Origin of the sequence: Herbidospora daliensis (genome assembly GCF_001570585.1) — a bacterium.
GTDB lineage: Bacteria > Actinomycetota > Actinomycetes > Streptosporangiales > Streptosporangiaceae > Herbidospora > Herbidospora daliensis.
On the sequence record NZ_BBXF01000003.1, the window covers coordinates 345,966 to 370,041 of the forward strand.

The 24,076-nt window shown below is 71.4% G+C and carries 17 protein-coding genes and 1 pseudogene; 8 read left to right on the top strand and 10 right to left on the bottom strand.

What is annotated here, in order from left to right; translation table 11 throughout:
* The 6 genes from AW274_RS16925 to AW274_RS16950 are packed head-to-tail and all read right to left on the bottom strand — an operon-like array spanning position 1 to position 7,948.
* Positions 1–678, bottom strand: coding sequence for a hypothetical protein (locus tag AW274_RS16925; protein ID WP_062432794.1), 678 nt, complete (start codon positions 676–678; stop codon positions 1–3).
* Between the two features lie 55 nt (positions 679–733).
* Complete coding sequence (locus AW274_RS16930) at positions 734–1,483, bottom strand: class I SAM-dependent methyltransferase (protein WP_062432797.1); 750 nt, start codon at positions 1,481–1,483, stop codon at positions 734–736.
* Entirely contained in the window at positions 1,480–2,277 is a 798-nt protein-coding gene (locus AW274_RS16935; protein ID WP_062432812.1) for a DeoR/GlpR family DNA-binding transcription regulator, read from the bottom strand. The genes AW274_RS16930 and AW274_RS16935 overlap by 4 nt, the downstream gene beginning before the upstream one ends.
* Positions 2,274–3,569: a family 4 glycosyl hydrolase gene (locus AW274_RS16940; RefSeq protein WP_062432817.1), complete on the bottom strand. Its 1,296-nt coding sequence runs from the start codon at positions 3,567–3,569 to the stop codon at positions 2,274–2,276. Before AW274_RS16940 ends, AW274_RS16935 begins: the two co-directional genes overlap by 4 nt.
* Positions 3,570–3,620: 51 nt before the next feature.
* Entirely contained in the window at positions 3,621–5,615 is a 1,995-nt protein-coding gene (locus AW274_RS16945) for a DUF4832 domain-containing protein (RefSeq protein ID WP_198169257.1), read from the bottom strand.
* Positions 5,615–7,948: a DUF4832 domain-containing protein gene (locus tag AW274_RS16950; RefSeq protein ID WP_062432823.1), complete on the bottom strand. Its 2,334-nt coding sequence runs from the start codon at positions 7,946–7,948 to the stop codon at positions 5,615–5,617. The genes AW274_RS16945 and AW274_RS16950 overlap by 1 nt, the downstream gene beginning before the upstream one ends.
* Before the next feature lie 145 nt (positions 7,949–8,093).
* Between AW274_RS16950 and AW274_RS16955 the strand changes: the two genes are divergently transcribed.
* Together AW274_RS16955 and AW274_RS16960 are read left to right on the top strand one after the other, a co-directional pair.
* Entirely contained in the window at positions 8,094–8,981 is an 888-nt protein-coding gene (locus tag AW274_RS16955) for a carbohydrate ABC transporter permease (RefSeq protein ID WP_062432825.1), read from the top strand.
* A 25-nt stretch (positions 8,982–9,006) separates the two neighbouring features.
* On the top strand, positions 9,007–9,870 hold the full coding sequence (locus AW274_RS16960) for a carbohydrate ABC transporter permease (protein WP_062432828.1): 864 nt from the start codon (positions 9,007–9,009) through the stop codon (positions 9,868–9,870).
* Here the strand turns inward: AW274_RS16960 and AW274_RS16965 are convergent.
* Both AW274_RS16965 and AW274_RS16970 read right to left on the bottom strand, forming a co-directional pair.
* Positions 9,840–10,997 (bottom strand): Gfo/Idh/MocA family protein, encoded by a 1,158-nt coding sequence (locus tag AW274_RS16965; protein ID WP_062432830.1) that lies wholly within the window; start codon positions 10,995–10,997, stop codon positions 9,840–9,842. The genes AW274_RS16960 and AW274_RS16965 overlap by 31 nt on opposite strands.
* Positions 10,998–11,006: 9 nt before the next feature.
* A complete protein-coding gene (locus AW274_RS16970; protein WP_062432833.1) occupies positions 11,007–12,326 on the bottom strand; it encodes a hypothetical protein in 1,320 nt (439 codons plus the stop codon).
* A gap of 136 nt (positions 12,327–12,462) precedes the next feature.
* Between AW274_RS16970 and AW274_RS16975 the strand changes: the two genes are divergently transcribed.
* The 5 genes from AW274_RS16975 (at position 12,463) to AW274_RS16995 (ending at position 19,886) form a co-directional block, all read left to right on the top strand.
* Positions 12,463–13,815: an ABC transporter substrate-binding protein gene (locus AW274_RS16975; protein ID WP_062432836.1), complete on the top strand. Its 1,353-nt coding sequence runs from the start codon at positions 12,463–12,465 to the stop codon at positions 13,813–13,815.
* Between the two features lie 66 nt (positions 13,816–13,881).
* On the top strand, positions 13,882–15,366 hold the full coding sequence (locus AW274_RS16980) for a glycoside hydrolase family 36 protein (RefSeq protein ID WP_062432839.1): 1,485 nt from the start codon (positions 13,882–13,884) through the stop codon (positions 15,364–15,366).
* Between the two features lie 87 nt (positions 15,367–15,453).
* A complete protein-coding gene (locus AW274_RS16985; RefSeq protein ID WP_062432842.1) occupies positions 15,454–16,605 on the top strand; it encodes an ROK family transcriptional regulator in 1,152 nt (383 codons plus the stop codon).
* 72 nt (positions 16,606–16,677) lie between these two features.
* Positions 16,678–17,838 (top strand): L-rhamnose isomerase, encoded by a 1,161-nt coding sequence (rhaI, locus tag AW274_RS16990; protein ID WP_062432844.1) that lies wholly within the window; start codon positions 16,678–16,680, stop codon positions 17,836–17,838.
* Between the two features lie 113 nt (positions 17,839–17,951).
* Positions 17,952–19,886: a Xaa-Pro dipeptidyl-peptidase gene (locus AW274_RS16995; protein WP_083974385.1), complete on the top strand. Its 1,935-nt coding sequence runs from the start codon at positions 17,952–17,954 to the stop codon at positions 19,884–19,886.
* 56 nt (positions 19,887–19,942) lie between these two features.
* Here AW274_RS16995 and AW274_RS17000 read toward each other — a convergent pair whose 3' ends face one another.
* Complete coding sequence (locus tag AW274_RS17000; RefSeq protein WP_232320155.1) at positions 19,943–20,413, bottom strand: hypothetical protein; 471 nt, start codon at positions 20,411–20,413, stop codon at positions 19,943–19,945.
* A gap of 266 nt (positions 20,414–20,679) precedes the next feature.
* Positions 20,680–20,913, bottom strand: a pseudogene (locus AW274_RS42980) (BTAD domain-containing putative transcriptional regulator); the annotation flags it as partial.
* 206 nt (positions 20,914–21,119) lie between these two features.
* Here AW274_RS42980 and AW274_RS41315 point away from each other — a divergent pair.
* Entirely contained in the window at positions 21,120–24,056 is a 2,937-nt protein-coding gene (locus tag AW274_RS41315; protein WP_063813406.1) for a lamin tail domain-containing protein, read from the top strand.
* Positions 24,057–24,076: the final 20 nt, after the last annotated feature.

Here is a 24,076-nt window from a genome sequence, read left to right on the forward strand (position 1 = left end):
TCACACCGCCGTGTAGCCGACGGTGCCGCGCACGACGTCCAGGACCTGGGCGCCGGTCGCGTAGCTGAGGAAGACCCGCTCGGCGCGCCCGCGCGGCGGGAAGAAGCCGTCGACGCACAGGACCGTCGTGGCCGTGCCGTAGGTGGACCGGAACGCGACGTCCTCGAAGGCGACCCAGGTGTCCCAGTCGGCGTCGAACAGGTCGAGCGCCGTCGCGCGGATCAGCCGCGCCATCGTGCGCGACAACCCCGAGCCGCGCAACCGGGGATGCACCCACAACCCGCCGACGTGGGCGATCCGGCCCGACAACGCGGGCACCGGCGTGGCGAGCTCGATCCCGGCCGCCATCTCGGGCGGGACCGGGTCGAACCACAACGCGAGCGACTCGACCAGCGCGGCGAAGTCGCGGGTCACGAACACCCGCCCCGCGCCGCAGGCGACCACCTCGCCGCCCGCGTCGAGCGCGGACAGGTGGAAGGCCGAGCCGGGGACGATCCGGCTGCGGGCGGGGTCGAAGGTCGGGTTGACGCCGTCGGCCCCCATGGCCGCGCCGACGACCTCGGCCCAGCGGTGCAGGTCGCCGGTCAGCCGCAGCCGCAGGCCGCGCCGCCCGGCCCATTCGGCGGACGCGGTCGCGAGCTCGCGGACCTCGGGCCGCCGGAAGAAGATCCCCCTCATGGCCACCAGGCTCGCCGCTCGCCCCGAAGCGGGGCGATAGCCGCGAGCGGGACAATCAGGTAGACGCGGCCCCGGGCCGCCGCGCCACGAAGACGAGCTCCATGCCGGGCCGGTCGGGCGCGCCGCGCACCTCGTCGACGGCGAAACCGTGCTCCCGCAGGTCGGCCTCGACCTCGGCGCGCTCACGGAACCGCAGCGTCGATTCGGAGACCACCACCGCCCCGTCGGACGCGAACACGTGCACGCCCCGGAAGCTCACCAGCGGCAGGCGCACCCCGGTCAGCTCGCGCCAGGTCTCGACCCGGCCGGCACCCGGGATGTCGGTCACGCGGTGGGTGGTCGCGCGGCTCCACCCGGCCCACTCCTCCCACACCCGCCGCGCCGGGTCGCGCGTCTCGAAGACGAACCGCCCGCCGGGCCGCAGCGCCCGGAACACGCCGCGCAGCGTCCGGCGCCACGCGTCGGCGTCGACGATCGCCTGGACGGCGTTGCCGGTCATCGTCGCCAGGTCGGCCCCCAGGGGCGGCAGGTCGCCCGCGTCGCCGTCGAGCCAGCGCACCTGTTCGGCGCCCGGCTTGCCCCGCGCGACGTCGACCGACGCCTTCGCGGGATCGATCGCGGTGACCGCGATCCCGCGTCCGGCCAGCAGCAACGCGAACACGCCGGTGCCGCACCCGACGTCCACGACCGACCGCGCGCCGAACTCCGCGGCCATCGCGAGATAGGCGTCGAGGTCGCCCCGGCCGGGGTCGAGCGGATCGTAGACGGCGGCCAGCCTCGGGTGCGCGTAGTTCGCGTCGATCACGGCACCAGGTCGATCGTGAGACCTTCGTCGCGCAGCGCCGCGACGGTGCCCGGGTCGGCCTCCGCGCCGGTGATCAGGAGGTCGACCTCGGGCAGGGCGCAGACCGGGGCCAGCCCCGTACGGCCCAGCTTCGACGAGTCGGCCACCACCACGTGACGCCGCGCGGCCCCCAGCATCCGGCGTCTCATCTCGGCCTCCAGCAGGTTCACGCCCGTGACGCCCGAGACGGCGTCGACCCCGTGACAGGCCAGGAACACCGTGTCGGCGTTGATGCGGTCGAGCATCAGCGCCCCCATCGGGTCGACCAGCGCGTGGGTCGCCGGCCGCAGCGTGCCGCCGGTGAGCAGCACGGTGACGCGGGGGATCGCGGGCTCCAGCTCGACCGCCACCCGCAGGCTGTTGGTGAACACGACGACGTCGGTCAGCTCGGGCCGGGCGACCAGGGCCCTGGCCAGGAACGTCGTGGTGGTGCCGGCGTCGATGACCAGGCTCTCGCCGCTGACCACGAGGGCGGCGGCGTGGCGGGCCAGCCGGGTCTTCTCGACGGCGGCGCTGCCGAGCGACACCTCGAACGACGGTTCGGCCTGCCGGGTGGGCCTGGCCGGGATCGCGCCGCCCCGGACGCGGCGCAGCGAGCCCTGCCGGTCGAGCAGTTCGAGGTCGGCGCGGATGGTCACGCTGGTGACGCCGAACAGCCCGGCCAGGTCGGTCACCCGGACGAACTCGTGCTCCAGCACCATCGAGACGATGCGCTCGCGGCGGGTGTCGGCCGCGACGTCCGCCACCTCGGTCATCGGCGTCCGCCCCGCAGGCCCGGCGGCAGCAGCGCGCCGTGCGCCGCGATCAGTTCGTCGCACAACGCCTCGATCGCCGCCGGGGGCAGGGCGGCGGAGGTGGCAGGGTCGAGCATCACCGCTTGGTACACCGCCGATCGTCTCTGCTCCAGGGCCGCGGTCACGGTCAACTCAACCACATTGAGGTAGGTCCGGTTCAACGCCGCCAGCTGGACCGGCAGCGCCCCGATCGGCACCGGGCGCACGCCCGCGCCGTCGACCCGGGCGGGGACCTCCACGCACGCCGCCGGGGGCAGGTTGTCGATGAGCCCCTCGTTCGGCAGGGTCAGGTAGACCTCGCGCGGTGTGCCGGTGACCATCGAGTGGATCACCTCCGAGGCCATCTCGAAGTGCTTCCACTGCGCCAGCAGCGGCTCGCCGGAGGCCAGCGCGCCGCGCAGCCGCTCGTAGGCGTCGAGCTTGCGGGCGCCGCGCCGCAGCGCCTCGTCGACCGGCAGGCCGAGCCGCCGCACCTCGCTCTCGTGCGGGAGGAACCACGGCACGTACTCCGCGGCGTGCTCGCTCGACTCGGTCGGATAGTGGCCGAAGCGGCGGTAGATCTCGCTCCGCACGTCGTCGTCGCCCGCGATCAGCGGATCGAGGTCGGGGTAGAGCGAGCGGCCGCCGCTCTCGAACCGCAACACGAAGGCCTGGTGGGTGACCCCGGCCGTACGGAAGTCGATCTCCGCCAGTTCGCGGCCGACCAGGTCGGCCAGCAGGGCGTGGGTGTCGCGGACGGCGTGGCACAGGCCCGCGACGTTCCGCAGCGGGCTGCCCGCCCTGACGGCCCAGCAGAGCGCGGCCATCGGGTCGGTGTAGGTGAGCAACCAGGCGTCCGGGCAGCGCCGGGCCATGTCGGCCGCCAGGGCGAGCATCTCGGGGATGGTGCGCAGCGCGCGGAAGACGCCGCCGACGCCGATCGTGTCGCCGAGGGTCTGGCGGAGGCCGTACCGGCGGGGGATCTCCAGGTCGCGCAGGAGGGCGTCGTAGCCGCCGACGTCGAACTGGCAGATCACGAAGTCGGCGCCGTCGAGCAGCGCGGGCCGGGCCGCGGCGGCCTCGATCCGGGCGTGCGCGCCGCTCTCGGTGTCGAGCCGGCGGGCCAGCGCCTCGGCGGTCGCGAGGCGGCCGGGGTCGACGTCGTGCAGGGCGACGCGGAGGGCGCCGGCCAGCTCCGGGGCGGAGAACAGATCCGAGAGGATCTTGCGGGTGAGGTCGACGTTGCCGGCTCCGGTGATGACGATCCTGGTCATCGGAACCTCCCGGAGGAGCGGCCACCGCCCGCAGGCGGTGGCCGCCCCCTCCTATTCGAAGCGGATCTCGTCGATGGTGATGGTGGAGTTGCCGCCGTACCAGAAGCCCATGGCGAGCTGGCTGGGCGAGCTGCGGTTGACGCCGTTGGCGGCCATCGGGATGCGGATGTCCTGGTAGGCGGTGGTGATGACCGGGTGCCCGCCGCCGTCGAGGGTGAAGTCGGCGAACAGCTTGGTCGAACCGCCGAGGCCCAGGTTGAAGTGGGTCTGCTCACCGCCCGAGGCGCCCTTGACCCTGATCACCAGGTGGGTCTTGGACGTCAGGTCGACCCCGACGTCACTGCCGAACCAGCCGCAGTTGTTGTACCGCAGGCTCAGCGCACCGCCGGTGACGGCGCTGTCGAGGAAGCAGTTCGCCCCGGTCCACTTGCCGAAATCGTTCTGCGACGGCCATGGCGGGCTGCCGTTGAAGTCGTCCAGGACCAGGCCGGTGGGACTGGGGGAGGGCGACGGCGAGGGGGACGGAGACGGCGAAGGCGATGGGGAAGGGCTGGGCGAGGGTGAAGGTGAGGGTGAAGGGCAGTTGGGGGCGCACTGGCCGACGGTGAAACTCGGGGCCAGCACGTTGTAGCCGCCCGCCGCGTGCCAGGTCCCCGTGTTGGCGAACCTGATCGAGTACTCCGCCCGCGACCGCAACCCGGTGGCCTGGTCGGGCAGCCACAGGGCCAGCCGGTAGGTCCCCGGCACCACGGTCGACGGCACGGTCACCGTCTGGGTGGCGAGGGTGTGCGCGCCGGGTGTCCAGCGGCGCGGGTCGAGGCCCGGCACCGGCAGGTCGTAGCGGCGGGTGCCGTCGTCGAGCACCAGGAACACCGGGCGCTGCTTGACCGGGCCGGCCCAGCCGTCGTTGCGCAGGGTGGCGGAGAAGGTCAGCTGCCCGCCGGGCTGCACCGAGTCGGAGAGGTTCGCGTCGACCAGCCGGAGCCGGTAGCCCATCTTGCGCTTGAGCCGGACGAACGCCGTCTCCGCCGGGTCGTCGCCGGAGGCCGCCAGGTTGGCGGCCTTCCACTTGTTCGTGTTGACCGCCGCGTAGTCCTCGTTGATCTCGGTGAAGTTCAGCTTCGACATCTCGGCCTGGACGTTGACCCCGGCCGCGTCGTTGTAGCCGTCGGAGTTGCAGGTCTCGCCGCCGGTGATGGCGTTGAAGCCGGTGGACGTCGCGCGGTCGTACATCCACTGCTTCTTCACTTCGATGTCGAACCAGCCCATCCACGAGTTGTTGTCGTAGGTGCCCATGTCGTTGTAGTCGGCCAGGAAGCAGTCGTTGTGGAAGCCGATCCGGTCCTTCTGCGCCTGGGTGAGCGAGGGCGCGTCGAGCACCTCCTTGATGAAGATCGGATAGCGCAGGGCGAGCGGGATCGTGGCCGGGGTGGTCTCCAGGATCTTCGTGACGATGCGGAGCCGGGTGGCGTACTGGTCGTGGTTGAACGGGTCGGAATAGGTGCCCGTGTGCCACTCGCCCCACGCGCCCAGGTAGCCGGCCTCCAGGTGCGCCACCACGTCGGCGTTGGCGGTCAGCACCGCGCCGACCTGCGTGACGTGGCCGAGGATGCGCGCCTCGGGCACCGACGCCCAGCCGTCCCAGGTGTAGGCCGGGCGCAGCACGATCTTCAGGCCGGCCGCGCGCACCGCCGCGAGGCCGCTCGCCAGGTTGTCGAGCAGGGCCTGCGGGAGGGTGTCGGCGCCGCTGTACTTGTCGAGGTGCAGGTAGCTGTGGACGAGCGTGTTGCCGTTCTGCCTGGCCCGCGCGAAGGTGCGGTCGAGCAGGTCGGGGTTGAAGCCGGGGATGGTGGCCGCGTTGACGTAGTCGTTGACGGCCGGGTCGTCGATGATCTCGTAGCGGTTGTGGAAACCGCGCTCGGGGTTGGCGATGACGGTGGCGAGGTCAGCCTGGTAGGTGCGGGTCTGCGCCTCGGCGGTGCCGATGACCAGCCCGGTCACGACCAGGGCCGCCGCCGCGACCACGGCGCTCGTTCGTCTGGGCATCATTCGAACCGGATCTCGTCGATGGTGATGGTGGAGTTGCCGCCGTACCAGAAGCCCATGGCGAGCTGGCTGGGCGAGCTGCGGCTGATGCCGTTGGCGGCCATCGGGATGCGGATGTCCTGGTAGGACGTGGTGATCACCGGATGCCCGCCGCCGTCGAGGGTGAAGTCGGCGAACAGCTTGGTCGAACCGCCGAGGCCCAGGTTGAAGTGGGTCTGCTCACCGCCCGAGGCGCCCTTGACCCTGATCACCAGGTGGGTCTTGGACGTCAGGTCGACCCCGACGTCACTGCCGAACCAGCCGCAGTTGTTGTACCGCAGGCTCAGCGCACCGCCGGTGACGGCGCTGTCGAGGAAGCAGTTCCCGCCGGTCCACTTGCCGAAATCGTTCTGCGACGGCCATGGCGGATTGCCGTCGAAGTCGTCGAGCACCAGCCCCGAGGAGGCACCGGGATCCGTGACGACGGTGACGGTGTTGCTGACCGGCGACAGGTTGCCCGCCGCGTCGCGCGCCCTGACCGTGTACGCGTAGCTCGTCGAGGCGCTCAGCCCGGTGTCGGTGTACGTCGTCCCGGTGACCGTCGCGACCTGCGCGCCGCCCCGGAACACCTGGTAGCCGGTGACCCCGACGTTGTCGCCCGCCCCGCTCCACGCCAGCGACGCCGACGAGGCGGTCCTGCCCGTCGAGGTCAGCGTCGGCGCGGTCGGCGCGGTGCAGTCGCCGGTGCAGGGCCCGCCGCCGGTGCTGACCGAGCCCAGGTTCACCCAGCCGTCCGAACCCTGGTTGGCGTTGGCGAACGACAGCGGATAGGGCGGCCGCCACCGGTCGATCGTGTAGTCGGACAACCGCGTCGCGGCGGGCCGGTTGCGCAGCACGGTCTGGGTGACCGCCTCCAGCGGGTTCCGCACCCGCAGCACCAGCGAATAAGACCCCGCCGGCAAGCCCGACGTGCTGAGGTTCGCCGAGAAGTTCACCGGCCGGCCGAAGTCGAGGTGGTCGGCGGTGTTCCAGTCGGGGAACGCGCGGATCCGGAGCGGCTGCACGGTCCGGATGTCCCAGTCGGTGTCCCACGTCTTCACCACGGTGCCCGCGCTGTTGCGCAGCCCGAGCACGAATGTCCACGGGTAGTAGAACGGGGCCACCCCGTCGTTCTGGACGGTCACCCCGACCTTGAACGTCGAACCCGCGGCAGCGTTGAAGTTGGCCTGCGGGATGTGCAGGTTGTAGCCCATCTTGCGCACCCCGGCCGCGACCTTCGGGTCGGTGGGGCTGTAGCCGCCGGCCCCGGTCTGGTTGATCATCCACGAGATGTGGGTGAGCTCGGTGGCCGCGAGCACGTCGTCGACCTGGCCGCCGCCGGCGGGGTAGTTGGCGTACAACGAACCCTGGATCTCGGGGCGGGCCTCGCCGCCGATCGACTGGGTGACCCACCGGTTCTCGGTGCCGGTGTCCAGCATGATCTGGGTGAACGCGTCGTCCCAGCCGTTCATCGAGCGGGGCAGCGTCATGCTCTTGAGCTGGTTGCCGCGCCACTCCTTGTACGGCCACGAGTCGTCGTGGAAGCCGATGCCGGCGGCCGTCTCCGCGCCCGCGAGCCCGGGGTAGCGCACCTCCAGCTGGAGGTTGTCGAAGGCGGAGTCGTAGGCGTTGATCAGGGTGCGGATCGTGGTGTCGCTCGGCATCAGGTTCGGGTAGCCGTCGGCGGGGTCGCGGTCGTACGGCCAGGTGTGCCACTCGCCCCATAGGCCGACCAGGCCCAGCGACATGAACCCGGCCCGGGGGTCGTCGTCGTAGCGGGCCGCGAAGGCGTTGATGAACGAGATGAACGCCGCGACGACGTCGGGGTCGTCGTAGTCGGGGCTGACGGTGCCCCAGAACCCGTTGGTGCGCAGTGCCGTCTTGCCGTTGAGGCAGGGCGGGATGCCGTTGCCCGGGTGGGAGCCGGTGCCGCCGGGATACTCCACGTAGAAGCGGAAGGCGAGCTGGCGGCCCCAGACGGCGGCCTCGTCGAGGGCCTTCTCGAAGACCGTCCAGTCGAAGACCGAACAGCTCGACGGGTCCTTCATGACCTCGTTGAGCGCGAAGTAGCTCCACAGGACGCCGCCCGGGAACTTCGCTCCGTAGTCGTCGCCGGGGAACAGGTAGGGCGCGAACCCCTTGAGGGGCTGGCCGACCGGCGTGTTGGCGTAGGTGTAGGCGTGGGTGGTCAGGGAGGTGTCGGGGGCCGGACCGGCGGGCGGCCGGGGCGGCGGACCGGCGGCGGCCTGGGCGGGGAGGGCCTGGCCCAGGAGCAGGGTCGTGAGGGCGGTCAGGGCGGCGAGCCATCGCTTCATGGGGGCCTCGGTTTTCACATCGAAACCTGGACGTAACGAATTACAAACAGGAATCTTCGCTTTCGCAACCCTCCGTGAGGTACTTATGATTAGCTCTTGACAAATTTTCGCTAGCCTACATCATTACTTCCGGAAAGGGGCGCGCATGCAGGCGGTTCTGAGGAAGCGCGACGACCGGATGGCCGGCTGGTTGTTCCTGCTGCCGGTGATCATCGGATTCCTGATCTTCTACGCCTATCCGACGGTCCGCGGCGTCTGGTACTCGTTCACCGACTACAGCCTGCTCAACGACCCCGCCTACGTCGGCGCCGACAACTACCGCGAGCTCGTCGGCGACGGGCAGTTCTGGAACGCCCTCAAGGTCACCGCCTACTACGTCGTGGTGAACATCGGCTCCCAGACCCTGCTCGCGCTCGGCCTGGCCGCGCTCATGCACCGGCTGACCCGCTCGGTCGTGCTGCGCGCCGCGCTGCTGGTGCCGTGGCTGGTGCCGAACGTGACCATCGGCCTGCTCTGGGCCTGGCTGCTCGACCCCGACCTGGGCTTCGTCAACCACCTGCTCGGCGTGGTCGGCATCGACACGACGTTGTCGTTCAACTCGCCCACCTGGGCGATGCCGCTGGTCGCGCTGGTCAACAGCTGGGCCTACACGGGCTACACGGCGCTGCTGCTGTACGCCGGGATGCTGCAGATCCCCCAAGGGCTCTACGAGAGCGCCTCGATCGACGGCGCTGGCGAGGTGCGCATGTTCCGCTCGATCACGCTGCCGCTGCTGCGGCCGATCATCGCGCTGGTGCTGGTCGTGTCGCTGATCGGGTCATTCCAGATCTTCGACACCGTCGCGGTCGTCTACGGCGGCAAAGCCCCCATCCCGGAGGCCCGCGTCATCTACTACTACATCTTCCAGCAGGCCTTCACCTACTTCCACATGGGCTACGCCGCCGCCGTGGCGATGGTCCTCGTGCTGGTCCTCGGCGTGCTGACCGCCGTGCAGATGCGGATGCTGCGCGCGTCCCGGTCGGACCTGGGCTGATCGGACCTGGCTAAGGAGCTCCCCCATGCTGAAGCGCGCCTCCTGGCTCGCCCTGATCGCGGCGCTCGCCGTGACCGTCTTCCCCTTCTACTGGATGATCCGGACGGCGCTCACCCCCGCCGCCGACCTGTTCCGCGACTCGACCGCGCTCTGGCCGTCGAACCCGACCCTGATCAACTTCACCCGCGTGCTGGGGCTGGTCTCCTCCGAGGAGGCCAGGGCGGCGGGCGGATCGGGCGCCGAGATCGACTTCCTGCTCTACACGGCCAACTCGCTCGTCTACAGCGGCCTGATCGCGGTCGTCCAGACGCTCTGCTGCGCGATGGCCGGCTACGCCTTCGCGCGGCTGCGCTTCCCGGGACGCGACCTGGTGTTCGGCGTCATCGTGGCGGCGCTGATGGTGCCGCCGATCTTCACGCTGCTGCCCAACTTCGTGCTGGTCAAGCAGCTCGGCCTGGTCAACACCTTCCCCGGGCTGGTGCTGCCGAGCCTGCTCATGACCCCGTTCGCGGTGTTCTTCCTGCGGCAGTTCTTCCTGTCGATCCCGCGTGACGTCGAGGAGGCCGCGACGCTGGAGGGCGTCGGCCGGTGGGGCATGTTCTGGCGGATCGTGCTGCCGATGAGCCGGGGGCCGCTCATCACGATCGGGCTGACCACGATCGTGTGGAGCTGGAAGGACTACCTGTGGCCGCTGCTCGTCGGCAAGGCCGAGGAGACCCGCGTCCTGACCGTCGGCCTGGGGGTGTTCCTCCAGCAGTCGCCGAACCGGGCGCCCGACTGGACCGGCCTCATGGCGGGCTCGGTGTTGTCGGTCGTCCCGGTCCTGCTGCTGCTCGTCTTCCTCGGGCGGCGGCTGGTTCAGTCGCTCAACTTCTCCGGCATGAAGTAGCGCACGATCGCGGGGTCGAGCGGCGGCACGTCGAACGGCGTGCCGCCGTCGCGCAGCGACAACGTGGCGAGGTACCCGGCCGCGACGCTCATCCGGGCCGCCACCGGCGAGGTGTCGGTCGGGCCGCCGTGCCGGGCGAACCGGAGGAACTCCGCCATGATCGCCTCGTCGGCGCCGCCGTGCCCGCCGGCCGCCTCCGGCACCCGGTAGGCCCGGTCGGGTTCCCGGTAGGGCGACTGCCCGCTGTTCCAGACCTGGACGACCGAGCCGGGCCCGTCGCCGAGGTTCTCCAGGCGGCCGTGGGTGCCGATGACGGTGTAGTTGCGCCAGTAGTCGGGGCTGAAGTGGCACTGCTGATAGGCGGCGATGACGCCGTTGTCGAGCCGCATGTTCATCACCGACACGTCCTCGACGTCGATCAGGTGGTGGAAGCCCGTCGACGCCGACGGCGGCCAGGGCCAGTCGCGCAGCCAGCCCTCGGCCGGGGGTGTGCCCGGCGGGCGGCGGTCGAGGTTCCCGTACACCAGGAGATCGCCGAAGGCGCTGACCCGTTCGGTGTAGCCGCCGGCCAGCCAGTGGATCACGTCGAGGTCGTGGGCGGCCTTCTGGAGCAGCAGGCCGGTGGTGCGGCGGCGGTCGGCGTGCCAGTCCTTGAAGTAGTACTCGCCGCCGCGCCCGACGAAGTGCCGCACCCAGATCGTCTTCGGCACGCCGATCTCCCCGCGCGCGATCACCTCGCGCATCAGCCGGACCACGCCCATGTGCCGCATGTTGTGGCCCAGGTAGAGGCGGGTGCCGGTCTCGGCCGCCGTGCGGAGCACCTCGTCGCAGTCGCCGATCGTGATGGCGAGCGGTTTCTCCAGGTAGACCGCCTTGCCCGCGCGCAGCGCCGCGATGGCGATCTCGGCGTGGGTGTCGTCGGGGGTGGCGATGAGGACGGCGTCGACGTCGTCCTCCAGCAGGTCGCGGTAGTCGGTGAAGGCGCGCTCCGCGGGGAGCCGGGTCAGCGCGGCCGGGTCGGTGTCGCACACGGCGGCGATCCGGCACCCCCGGCCCGGGCGGTGGGCGGCGGCGGCGAGGGTCGATCGTTGTCCGGCGCCGATCACGCCCAGGCGGAGGTCATGCATGTCGGGTCCCTAGTGCGTGCGGCCGAGGGTGAGCCAGCCGGTCAGCGTCGTGTCCTGTCCGGCGTTGGCGAAGCGTAGCGGCACGCCGTTCCTCAGCGGATTGACGACCCGCATGACCAGCGTGTGGTCGCCCTTCCTGAGCCCGTGGAGCCGGGTGCTCAGCTCGGCCGGGGCGCCCGGCAGCACGCTCGTGAGCTGCCAGGACGTCGTCCACCTCTTCGTGATCCGGCCGTTCCTGACAGCGGCCACCTCGACCGGCCAGTCGTAGGGGAACGGCGCGACGCCCTCGTTCACGATCCGCACGGCCACCTCGGAGCCGCCGACGCGCGCCTCGGCGACCCGCAACGAGTAGCCGAGCGATGTGGCGGCGGCCAGCGCGGCGTCGTAGGCCGCGCCCGTGTACCCGGGGCTGAAGGCGTGGTGGTTGAGCAGCCACGTCGCGTGGGTCTGCGCGACGCTGCCCGCGAAGTCGCCGTCGCAGCCGCCCGAGAACAGGCACCCCTGCAGTTCGGGACGCAGCTCACCGGCGACCGGGTTGGTCTTCCACTTGTCCGCCGTCCCGGCCTGGTTCATCAGGTCCATGAAGTGCCAGCCCGGACCGGGCAGCGTCGAGAAGACGAACGAGTCGTCGTGGTAGCCCATATCGAGCGCCGCGTTGTCGGCGCCCGGATAGCGCACCATCAGCCGCGTCTCGTCGAAGGCCGCGTCGTAGGCGCGCAGCACCCGCTGCTGCTGCGCCGGGGACGCGAACCAGTTCTCCGTGCCCGGGTCGCCGTTGTGCGGCCAGGTGTGCCACTCGCCCCAGAAGCCCAGCAGGCCGAGCTGCACGAAGCCGATCCGGGGGTCGCCGTCGTAGCGGCGGCCGAGCGCGGCGATGAACGCGTCGAGCGCGGCGGCCAGGCGCGGGTCGTCGTAGTCGGGCGACACGCTGAGGCCGTCGTTGCCGAAGTCGTCGTACGGCCGGGTGAGCAGCCCCTGGTCGATCAGGAACCGCGGGATGCCGCTCGGCTTGGCCGGATAGTCGAGGTAGAAGCGGAACGCGGTCTGGTGCCCCCGGGCCGCGATGGCGTCGAGCCCCTCCTCCAGGGCCCGCCAGTCGAACCGGTGCGGGCCGGTCATCACCGCGTCGAGCGGCAGGTAGAACCACTCCATCGTGTGCGGGAACGTCGCGTACGCGCCGGCGTACGGGATGAAGCCCTTCAGGGGGTTGGCGGCGGGTTCCTGGCCGGCGGCGAGCGGCCGCCAGCCAGGGTGGGCCTCGGCCGGTGCGGTCAGCAGGACCGCCGTGATCAGCGCGGCCATGAGTATCCGGGCAGGTCGGGGGACCATCGGGCCTCCAGCAGGGGACTTATGAGTCAGCCTTGACAAATTTTCGATGAGCCACATCATTATTCGGGAGAGCCCCCAAGGCAAGAGGGAACTTTTCTGGCCCCTCGGCCACGTCCCCCCAGGAAGAGGTACCTCGATGATCGACAGGAAGCGGGTCGGCGCGGCCCTGCTGTGCGGGTTGCTGGCGCTCACCGGCTGCGGCGGCGCGGACGAGGAGCCGGGGAGCGGGGGCGGCCAGGTCACCCTCGACTACTGGCTCTGGGACGACAACCAGCAGGCCAGCTACCAGGCCTGCGCCGACGCCTTCGCCGCCGCCAACCCCGGCATCACGGTGAAGATCACCCAGACGGCCTGGGCGCAGTACTGGCAGAACCTGACCACCCAGCTCGCCGCCGGCGACGCCCCCGACGTCTGGACCAACCAGGTCTCCTACTACCCGCAGTTCGTCACCAGCGGGCAGATCCTCGACATCCAGCCCTACGTCGACGCCGACAAGGTCGACCTGAGCCAGTACCAGTCCGGCCTCGCCGACCTCTGGACCAAGGACGGCAAACGCTACGGCCTGCCCAAGGACTGGGACACCGAGGCGGTCGTGTACAACGGCGACCTGCTCGCCAAGGCCGGCGTCGACCCCGCCGAACTGGCGAACCTCACCTGGAACCCGCAGGACGGCGGCACCTTCGAGCAGGTCATCGCCAAGCTCACGGTCGACTCCAAGGGCCGAAACGGCCTCGACCCCGCCTTCGACAAGGACGACGTCGCCGTCTACGGCTACCTGCCCGAGTGGAACGACGGCTCCCAGGGCCAGAACGGCTGGGGCGAGCTCGCCGCCGCCAACGGCTTCGTCTACCTCGACAAGAACCCGTGGGGCACCCAGTACAAGTACGACGACCCCAAGCTGATCGAGACCATCGCCTGGTACAAGGCGCTGACCGACAAGGGCTTCGCGCCGAAGTTCGACAAGCAGTCGACGCTCGGCATCGACGCCGTGATGAACTCCGGCAAGGCCGCGCTGACCATCGCCGGCTCCTGGACCATCAACACCTACCTCGGCGAGGGCGCCCAGCAGAAGTTCGCGCTCGCCCCGCTCCCGGTCGGCCCCACGGGCACCCGCAAGAGCGCCATCAACGGCCTCTCCGACGCGATCTGGGCCGGCACCGAGCACAAGGACGCCGCCTGGAAGTGGGTGAAGTACCTCGGCTCGGCCGACTGCCAGAACACCGTCGGCGACAACGCCGTCGTCTTCCCGGCCGTCAAGAGCGCCACCGAACGCGCGCTCGCCGCCCACAAGGCCAAGGGCCGCGACGTCCAGGTGTACGTCGACTACACCACCACCCCCGGCGGCACCTTCCTGCTCCCGATCACCGACCACGGCACCGAGATCAGCCAGATCGTGCAGGACGCCCTGCAGTCGGTGATCCTCGGCCAGATCTCCCCGGCCGACGCCCTGACCAAGGCGAACCAGCAGGTCAACGCCCTGTTCGTCTGATGATCCGCTCCCGGCGGGACCGTGTGGGTCCCGCCGGACCCTGGCTCGCTTCCAGTGAGGAGAACCATGCCCCTGCTCGTCGACCTGGCGGGACGCGCCTTCGCCGTCGAACTGACCGGATCGGTCCCCGTCGAGCCCGTCGCCGGCGGCCTGATCCTGCCGCCCGGCCGGGTCGCGGTCCTGCACGGACTCGGCGACGCCCTGTTCTACCGGCACGGCCAGAACTCGTGGAGCCCCTGCGGCTGGCGCCGCCTCAGCGAACCCCCGCTGCGCATCGCCGACCCCGAACGCCGCCTGACCGCCGACGACACCGTCTGGGACGACCCGGCCCGCCACCACTCCTCGGCCGTGGCCGCCCTCCAGGGGCCCGACGGGAACGTGCTCCTGCTGGGCGCGCTGGGCCTGGGCACCCCCCGGCTGGCCGCCGACCACGACACCCTCGCCGGGTGGTGCGAGGAGGACGGCGCGCCCTGGTTCCTGGCGTACGGCCCCGAGCGGGAGGTCTTCGCCTCCTACACCCGTGAGCTGGCCGGGCGGCTGGGCCGCAGCGACCGGCGGGCGGGCAACGTGTGGTGCACCTGGTACGCCTACTACGAGGGCATCACCGAGGAGCAGCTCAACAAGGACCTCGCCGGGCTGGCCGGGCTGCCCTACGACGTCGTCCAGGTCGACGACGGCTGGCAGCGGATCGTGGGGGACTGGGAGCCCAACGGCAAGTTCCCCTCGGGCATGGCCGCGCTGGCCGGGCGGATCAGCGCGGCGGGCCTGCGGCCGGGGCTCTGGCTGGCGCCGTTCATCACGCTGCCGGACGCCGATACCGACCCGGAGTTCCTGCTGCGCGACGCCGCGGGGAACCCGGTCGAGGCCGGGCACAACTGGGGGGCCGCCTACTGGGCGCTCGACCTCACCCACCCCGGTGTTCAGGAGCACCTGCGGGCCCTGATCCACCGGGTGGTGCACGAGTGGGGCTTCACCTATCTCAAGCTCGACTTCGTCAACGCGGGCGCGGTGCCCGGGATCCGATACTCGGGGGCGGCGCGGGAGCGGGCGTACCGCGACGGCCTGCGGCTGATCCGCGAGGCGGCCGGACCGGAGGTCTACCTGCTCGGCAGCGGCGGCCTGCTGCTGCCCTCGCTCGGGCTGGTCGACGGCATGCGCAGCGGCCCCGACGTCGCCCCGATGTGGGCCAACTACGCCACCGACGACCCCTCCGACGCGATGGCCTACAACGCCGTCGTGAACTCCCTCCACCGGTTGTGGCACGCGCCGCTGCTCCAGGTCGACCCCGACGTCGTCTACTTCCGCAGCCGGCTGAACCTGCTCACCGACGCCCAGATGGCCTGGTTGCAGGACCTCGCCGCGATCTGCGGCTTCCGCGCGGTGTCCGACCCGCCCTCGTGGCTCAGCCCCGCCGAGCTGGAACGCCTGCGCGCCTATCTGACCGACCGGCCGGAGATCGTCCAGGAGGGCCGTTACCGCTTCACCGTCGACGGCCGCGAGGTCGACTTCACCCCCGCGCTGAGCCCCGGCCAGCAGTACCCGATCTCGTGAGGTGGACGATAGAATTACGCTTTCTCAAAGCGTAATTAGTGGGGCAGATTCCAGACGCGAGCCACGGTCTCGCTTTAGGGGGCACAGGTGGTCGACCCGGCCGGAGCCGATGTCAGCAGGCTCCGCGAGCTCAACTCGCTCAGCGTCGTCCGGGCGATGCGGGGCCAGCCGCCCGCCACCGTCACCGAGCTGGCGGGCCGCACCGGGCTGTCGCGGCCGGGCACCGACGTCGTCGTGCGCGGGCTGGTGACCGACGGGTGGGTGCAGGTCGTCGAGCCCGACGGCAGCACCGTCGGCCGCCCGGCCCGCCGCTACCGCTTCAACGCCGACGCGGGGCACGTCTTCGGGGTCGACGTCGGCGCGCACAAGATACTCGTGCTGCTGTCGAACCTCGAAGGGGAGGTGCTGCTCAGCCGCCGTCTGCCGGTCGACCCCGACGCCGGCCCGGCCGAACGGCTCGCGGCCCTCGACGCCGCCCTCGACGGCTGCCTGACCGAGGCCGGGCTCGAACCCGACCGGATCTGGGCGATCACGGTAGGGGTGACCGGCCCGGTCGACGCCTCGGGCCGGACCTCCCTGTTCACCCCGCTGCCCGGCTGGGCGAGCGTCTCGCCGGCCGACCACCTCGCGGCCCGGTTCGGCTGCCCGATCTCGGTCGAGAACGACTGCAAGCTGGCCGCCGTGGCCGAACGCTGGCAGGGCGCCGCCCAGGACGCCGACGACATCGTCTACCTGCAGGCGGGCATGCGCATCGGCGCCGGCCTCATCATCGACGGCACCCTGCGGCGCGGCTTCGGGGGCGCGGCCGGGGAGATCGGCGCGCTGAAGACGCTCCGCTGGTTGTCGGCCCCCTCCCGCCTGGAGAACTGCCCCGGCATGCCCGCCGACGTCCACCCCGACGACAAGGCGGCCTGGGTCTTCGAACGTGCCCGCGAGGGCGACCGCGACGCCCGGACCACGCTGCGCCGCTACGCGAAGGACCTCGCGGTCGGCACGGCGGCGCTCGTGCTGACGCTCGACCCGCAGGTCGTGGTGCTCGGCGGCGGCTACTCGCGGTCGGCCGACCTGATCATCGACCCGCTGGTCGACGAACTGGAGCGGCTGGTCCTGCGGGTGCCGGAGGTCAGGGCGTCGAACCTGGGCGCCGACGGCGTGGCGCTGGGGGCGCTGCGCATCGCGCTCGACCAGATCGACGCCCAGCTCTTCGCCGACGGCATGCCCGCGCCGCTTAAAACGTGAAAATCCCATATCCGCGACGTTGACGACCTCTGACGGCTGCTTTAGCGTCAGGCGGATTGAAACGTTTTTGCGGTGAGGTGGTCGACAGTGGTGACGGCTGGGCTGCGGGCGCTGCGCATCGAGACGCCCTCATGGGCCTACGGCAACTCGGGCACCCGGTTCAAGGTCTTCACGCGCGAGGGGGTGCCCCGCGACCCCTACGAGAAGATCGCCGACGCCGCCCAGGTCCACCGCTTCACCGGCGCCGCCCCGACCGTCGCCCTGCACATCCCGTGGGACCGGGTCGACGACTACCGCGACCTGGCCGCCCACGCCGACGCCCACGGGGTGGCGATCGGGGCGATCAACAGCAACGTCTTCCAGGACGACGACTACATGCTCGGCAGCGTCACCAACCCCGACCCGGCGATCCGCCGCAAGGCGCTCGGGCACCTGCTCGACTGCGTCGGCGTCATGGACGCCACCGGCTCGGAGGTGCTGAAACTCTGGTTCTCCGACGGCACCAACTACCCGGGCCAGGACGACATCCGGGCCCGCCAGGACCGGCTCGCCGAGGCCCTCGACGCCGTCTACGCCCGGCTCGGCGGCCACCAGCGGCTGGTGCTGGAGTACAAGCTGTTCGAACCGGCCTTCTACGCCACCGACGTGCCCGACTGGGGCACCGCCTACGCCCACTGCCTGCGGCTCGGGCCGAAGGCGACGGTGGTCGTCGACACCGGCCACCACGCGCCGGGCGTCAACATCGAGTTCATCGTGGCGTTCCTGCTGCGCGAGGGGAAACTCGGCGGCTTCGACCTCAACTCCCGCTTCTACGCCGACGACGACCTGATGGCCGGTGCGGCCGACCCGTTCCAGCTCTTCCGGATCATGTACGAGGTGGTCGCCGGCGGCGGTCTCGACGGCGGCGTGGCCTTCATGCTCGACCAGTGCCACAACATCGAGCCGAAGATCCCGGGGCAGATCAGGTCGGTGATGAACGTCCAGGAGGCGGCGGCCAAGGCGCTGCTCGTCGACCGCGGCGCGCTGGCGCGGGCGCAGCGCGCGGGCGACGTGCTGGGGGCCAACGGGGTGTTCATGGACGCGTACAACACCGACGTGCGCCCCCTGCTGGCCGCCTTCCGCGAGGAGCAGGGACTGGCCCCCGACCCCATGGCGGCCTACGCCGCCTCCGGCTACGGCGAGCGCATCGCCGCCGACCGGGTCGGCGGCCGGCAGGCAGGCTGGGGAGCCTGAGTGCCATGTCACACATCCAGTACGAGGTGGTGTCAAAGCCGTAACCTGATCTTGTCGGTTATGAGGGTTTTCAAAGAGATTTGGGGTAATTCCCGAGTCTCTGGAGGCTCTTCGTGCCACCGTTGCGAGCCGCCCTCGTCGCCGTCGGACTGGTCGTGGCCATCGCCACCCCCGTCCAGGCGAGTGCCGCCCCCGCCATTTCCGTGGAGAACGGGCGCACCCAGCCCGTCTTCTCCTACGCCGACGCCATCCGCGAGTCGGTCCTCGTCGAGTCGAGCGTCGACAGCGACGCCGACGGCGTCCTCGACCGCGTGCGGGTCGACATCATCCGCCCCAAGGAGTCGGGCCCCGCTCTCAAGGTCGCCTCGATCATCGACGAGAGCCCCTACTACGACAACTCCGGCCGCGGCAACGAGGCCGAGCGCAAGGTCTACGACGCGAACGGGAACATCGTGAAGTTCCCGCTCTGGTACGACAACTACTTCGTGCCGCGCGGCTACGCCTTCCTCGCCGTCGACATGATCGGCACCACCAAGTCGACCGGCTGCCCCGACGTCGGCGGCAAGGCCGACATCCTGGGCGGCAAGGCCGTCATCGACTGGCTCAACGGCCGCGCCACCGCCACGAAGCTCGACGGCGTCACCCCGGCCGTCGCCGACTGGAGCACCGGCAAGGCCGGCATGATCGGCAAGTCGTACGACGGCACCCTCGCCAACGGCGTCGCGGCGACCGGCGTCGAGGGCCTGGAGACCATCGTCCCGATCTCGGCGATCAGCTCCTGGTACAAGTACCAGCGCATGAACGGCGTCATCTACAACTTCAACTACCAGTCGTACCTCGGCAACGCCGTCGACACCGACCCCGACGCCAAGTGCGCCGCGGTCCGCGCCTACGCCGACGCCAACGACGGCGACGACACCGGCAACTACAACGCCTACTGGGCCGAGCGCGACTACATCGCCGGCACCCTCGGCGACGTGTCCAAGGTCAAGGCCTCGGTCTTCGTCGTGCACACCGTCAACGACCTGAACGTCAAGCCGGACAACTTCTCCGTCTGGTGGGACGCGCTGGCCAAGAACGGCGTGCCGCGCAAGATCTGGGTCGGCCAGACCCAGCACGTCGACCCGTTCGACTTCGAGGGCCAGCGCGACCGCTGGGTCGACACCCTGCACGCCTGGTTCGACTACTGGCTCGTCGGCGTGCGGAACGACGTCATGAAGCAGCCGCGCGCCGACGTGCAGACCGGCCGGACCGACTGGATCACCCTGCGCGACTGGCCCGAGCCCGCCGCCCAGCCGCACCTGTTCCGCCCCGCCGCCGACGGCACGCTGGGCCTTGTCCAGGCGCAGAACGGCGAGACCGCGACCTTCACCGACGTCCGCCAGTCGGAGAACGCCATGGTCGCCAACATCACCACCCCGGCCGCCGGCCGCGTCGCCTTCACCACCAGTGAGTTGTCCAAGGACATCCGGATGTCCGGCACGCCCGAGATCAGCCTCCAGGTGAAGCTCGACAAGCCGACCAGCAACCTGACCGCGCTCCTCGTCGACTTCGGCACCGCCGAGCGCGTCGCGTGGCGCTCCAACCAGGGCATCCGCAACCTGACCACGCAGAGCTGCTACGGCGAGTCGACCGCCGCCGACGACGGCTGCTACTTCGACGTCGAGACCAACATGGCGACCGCCGCACTGGAGATCGTCGGCCGAGGCTGGATCGACGTGCAGAACCGCGACTCGATCAGCGCCTCGAACCCGCTCCCCGTGGGCTCGTACGGCGAGGTCAAGTGGCTGACCCTGCCGCAGGACTACACCTTCAAGGCCGGGCACCGCATCGGCCTGGTCCTGGCCGGCACCGACTCGACCTACAGCGGCGAGCCGGCCACCGGCGCCAAGGTCACCGTCGACCTGCAGCGCAGCCGCGTCCGCATCCCGCTCGTCCTGGCCCCCGGTGAGACCGTCACCGAGGCCGACGTCCGCGCCCGCCGCGCCGCTCCGTGGGTCGCCCCCGCCGAGCCCGAGTGGCCCGCGCCGGAGTACCGCTTCTGGTAAACCGTTAGAACCCGGCGACGGCCCGGCGGCTTCGTGCCGCCGGGCCGTCCCCCATTTCACCTGCGGGCCGGCCCGTAGCGGGCCGTCCCGGCGATCTCCCGGGCCGTCTCCTCCTCCTCGGCGGCGACCCGTTCGGCGCCCACGATCCGGGCCATCAGCTCCCGGGCCTCGCCCGGTTCGAGCACGTCGAGGTCGGTGCGCCGGACGCCGGAGAGCCCGCCCAGCCGGTTGCGCGAGGTGATCAGCACCGCCGCCGCGCCGCCCGGCAGCAGCGGCCGGACCTGCTGCTCGGTCCCGGCGTCGTCGAGCACCACCAGCGTCCGGCGGCCGGCCGGCAGCGTGCGGTAGAGGTCGGCCCGCTCGCCGGTCGACTCGGGCAGCGCGCCGGGCGTCACCCCGAGCGCCTTGAGGAAGCGGCCGAGCACCTCGCCCGGGTCGGCGGGCGCGCAGCTCGGCGTACAGGCGGCCGTCGGGGAAGGCGTCGGCGACCTGGTGGGCGACGTGCAGCGCCGGCGCCGACTTGCCACTCCCGGCGCGGCCCGCGACGATCTGCACGATCCCGCCGCCCGATTTCAGCGCCGCCCCCAGCGCGGCGCTCTGCCGGTCGCGGCCGGTGAAGTCGGCGGCGGCCGGCGGCAGCTGCGCCGGGACGGCGATCCGATGGGCCTCGCCCGACGGCGGCCCGAGCAGGGCGGCGTCGCCGCGCAGGATCGCGTGGTTGATCGCGGTCAGCTCCGGCCCCGGGGTCGACGCCGAGCTCCTCGGCCAGCAGCGCGCGGCCCTCGCGGAACACCGCCAGCGCGTCGGACTGGCGGCCCAGCCGGTAGAGCACGGTCATGTACTGCCCGCGCAGCCGTTCGTTGGCCGGGTGGACGTCCACCAGCGCGGCCAGTTCGGCGGCGAGCCGGCCGTGGCGGCCGAGCGCCAGGTCGGCGGCGATCCGGTCCTCGGTCGCCGACAACCGCAGCTGCTCCAGCCGGGCCGCCTCCCCGGCCCCCACCTCGACGGGCCCGAGCAGCCGGAACATCACCGGCCCAGCATGACAACCGCCGCTTTCCACGACTAGGCCGCAGACTTGCCTGTGAACGCCAGTCACTGTTCGTCCTGATTTCGCCTCCTGGTCAGGCGCGTCCACCAGGCTCGCCGCAACGTTGTTCGCTGGGTGAAGAAGGCGTGAAGTTGAGAATCAATTGGCGGCGGACAGTCGCATTAGTACTCCCGGTCCTGACCGCTGTGCCGTTCCTCGTGACGTTGGCCCAGGCGGCCGAACCGGTGCCCTCGATCAAGGTGAACGAGGTCGAGTCGAACGGCGGCACCCCCGGTGACTGGGTCGAGCTGACCAACACCGGCACCACGCCGGTCGACATCGGCGGCTGGCAGATCAAGGACAGCGAGGACGACCACGTCCTCACCGTCGCCGCCGGCACCATGGTCGCCCCGGGCGCGTTCGTCGCGCTGGAGACCGAGCCGGCGTACGGCCTGGGCGGCGGCGACTCCGTGCGGGTCTTCCTGGCCGACGGCACGACGCTCGTCGACTCCTACACGTGGGCCGCGCACGCGCCGATCACCTGGGGCCGCTGCCCCGACGGCACCGGCGCGTTCGCCGCCACGGTCGCCTCCACCAAGGGCGCGGCCAACGACTGCGGCACCCCCTCGGCGTTCGTGAAGATCAACGAGATCGAGTCGAACGGCGGCACCCCGGGCGACTGGGTGGAGCTCGTCAACGTCGGCCCGGTCCCGGTGGACATCGGCGGCTGGATCGTCAAGGACAACGACGACACGCACGTGTTCACCGTCCCGGCCGGCACCACGATCGCGCCGGGCGCGTTCCTGGCGCTCGACACCGAGGTCGCGTACGGCCTCGGCGGCGCCGACTCGGTCCGCGTCTACCTGGCCGACGGCAGCACGCTCGTCGACGCCCACACCTGGTCGGCGCACGCCGCCGTCACCTACGCCCGCTGCCCCAACGGGACCGGCGCGTTCACCGACAGCACCGCCGCGACCAAGGGCGCGGCCAACACCTGCGGCTCCCCGGCTTCGACCGTGAAGATCAACGAGATCGAGTCGAACGGCGGCACCCCGGGCGACTGGGTCGAGCTGACCAACACCGGCACGACCCCGGTCGACGTCTCGGGCTGGATCGTCAAGGACAACGACGACACCCACATCCACGCCATCCCGGCCGGCAGCACCATCGCCCCCGGCGGCTTCCTCCCCGTGGACGTCGAGCTCTCCTACGGCCTGGGCGCGGCCGACTCCGCCCGCCTCTACTCGGCCGACGGCCTGACCCTGCTCGACTCCCACACCTGGCCGGCGCACGCCGCCGTCACCTACGGCCGCTGCCCCGACGGCACCGGCGCGTTCACCGACACCACCGCTTCAACCAGGGGCGCGGCCAACGCCTGCGGTGCCACCACGCCGACCGGCACCCCGTGGCCCGGCGGCGCCGACGTCGCGACTGCCGACGGCGCGGGCGTGCTCGGCGGCAACATGAGCGGCCTGTTCTACCAGCCCTCCGGCGACGCCGGTCCCGGCTCGTTGTGGGCGGTCAAGAACGGCCCCGGCACCCTCTACCGCCTGGAGAAGAACGGCGCGGCCTGGACGCCCGCCGAGACCCACCCCCTGAAGTTCGCGACCGGCCTGGGCGACCCCGACGCCGAGGGCGTCACGCTGACCTCCGCCGGCGTCGCGGGCGGCGTGTTCGTCTCGACCGAGCGCGACAACGGCGTCAGCGGCGTCAGCCGCCCTGCCGTGCTGCGCTTCGACCCGGCCGGCGCCGACGGCACGCTGTCGGCCGCCAAGGAGTGGGTCCTCACGGCCGACCTCCCGGCGGTCGGCGCCAACGCCGGCCTGGAGGCCATCGCGTGGGTGCCCGACTCCTACCTCACCGCGAAGGGCTTCGCCGACGAGCGCACCGGCGCCGCCTATAAGCCGTCCGACTACCCGAACCACGGCGAGGGCCTGTTCCTCGTCGGCGTCGAGGGCACCGGCAGCGTGTACGCCTACGCCCTCGACCAGAACGGCACCGCGTTCACCAAGATCGCCACCGTCGCCAGCGGCTTCCCCGGCGTCATGGAGCTCTCCTACGACCCCGAACTCAAGAAGGTCTGGGTCGTCTGCGACGACACCTGCCAGGGCCGCGCCGCCCTGTTCGACGTGAACGCCGCCGGCAAGCTCGCCGCCACCGTCGTGTACGACCGCCCGGCCGGCCTGCCCAACCTCAACGACGAGGGCTTCGCCCCGGCCGCCCAGGCCGAGTGCGTCGCGGGCCGCAAGCCGGTCTTCTGGACCGACGACAGCAACACGGGCGGCCACGCGCTGCGCACCGGCACCATCGACTGCACCGTGCTCGACCTCGACACCGACGACGACGGCGTCGACGACGCGATCGACCCGAAGAAGGACGACCCCGCCAACGAGAGCTTCTCCGACGGCGTCACCTCGGGCCGGATCCTCGCCCGCGAGGGCCGTACCGTGACCGTCTCGGACACCACCGCACCGGCCGGCGTCCTGGTGACCGTCGGCGCGGGCGGCCAGCCGGCGCGGGTCCAGCTCAACGGCGTCTTCGGGACCGCCGCCCTGACCGAGGGCGCCTACCGGATCACCGGCACCGGCAGGACGTACACGGTCGCCGCGCTGAGCGGGCAGGCCGCGGCGAAGGTCACCGTCAACGGCACCCCCGTCACGCTGACGGCGGGCGCGGGCGGCTCGGTCACCCTGACCGAGGTGCCCGGCAACGGCACCGTCGCCGGGATCGTCGGCATCGGCCACACCGGTGACGTCACCCTGACGGCGTCCGGCGTCCCGGCCGGGACCTGCGGCGACATCGTGGTCCGCAACGTCATCGTGGCCACCGCCGGCGCGACGTCGGTCTCCGGCACCGGCGCCAGCGACCTGATCATCGGCCGCTCGGCCGACGACGTCATCACCGGCAACGGCGGCGACGACTGCGTCGTCGGCCAGGGCGGCGCCGACACCATCACCACCGCCGGCGGTAACGACCGCATCGACGCCGGCAACGGCGCCAACGTGGTCAGCGCGGGCGGCGGCGACGACCACGTCCAGGGCGGCAACGACGCCGACACCTTCGACTGCGGCGAGGGCGCCGACGTGGCCCGCCCGCTGCGCGGCGCGAACGTCAACGTCGAGGGCCGCTGCGAGACCTTCTGACCGATTCCCCCCATGAGCCC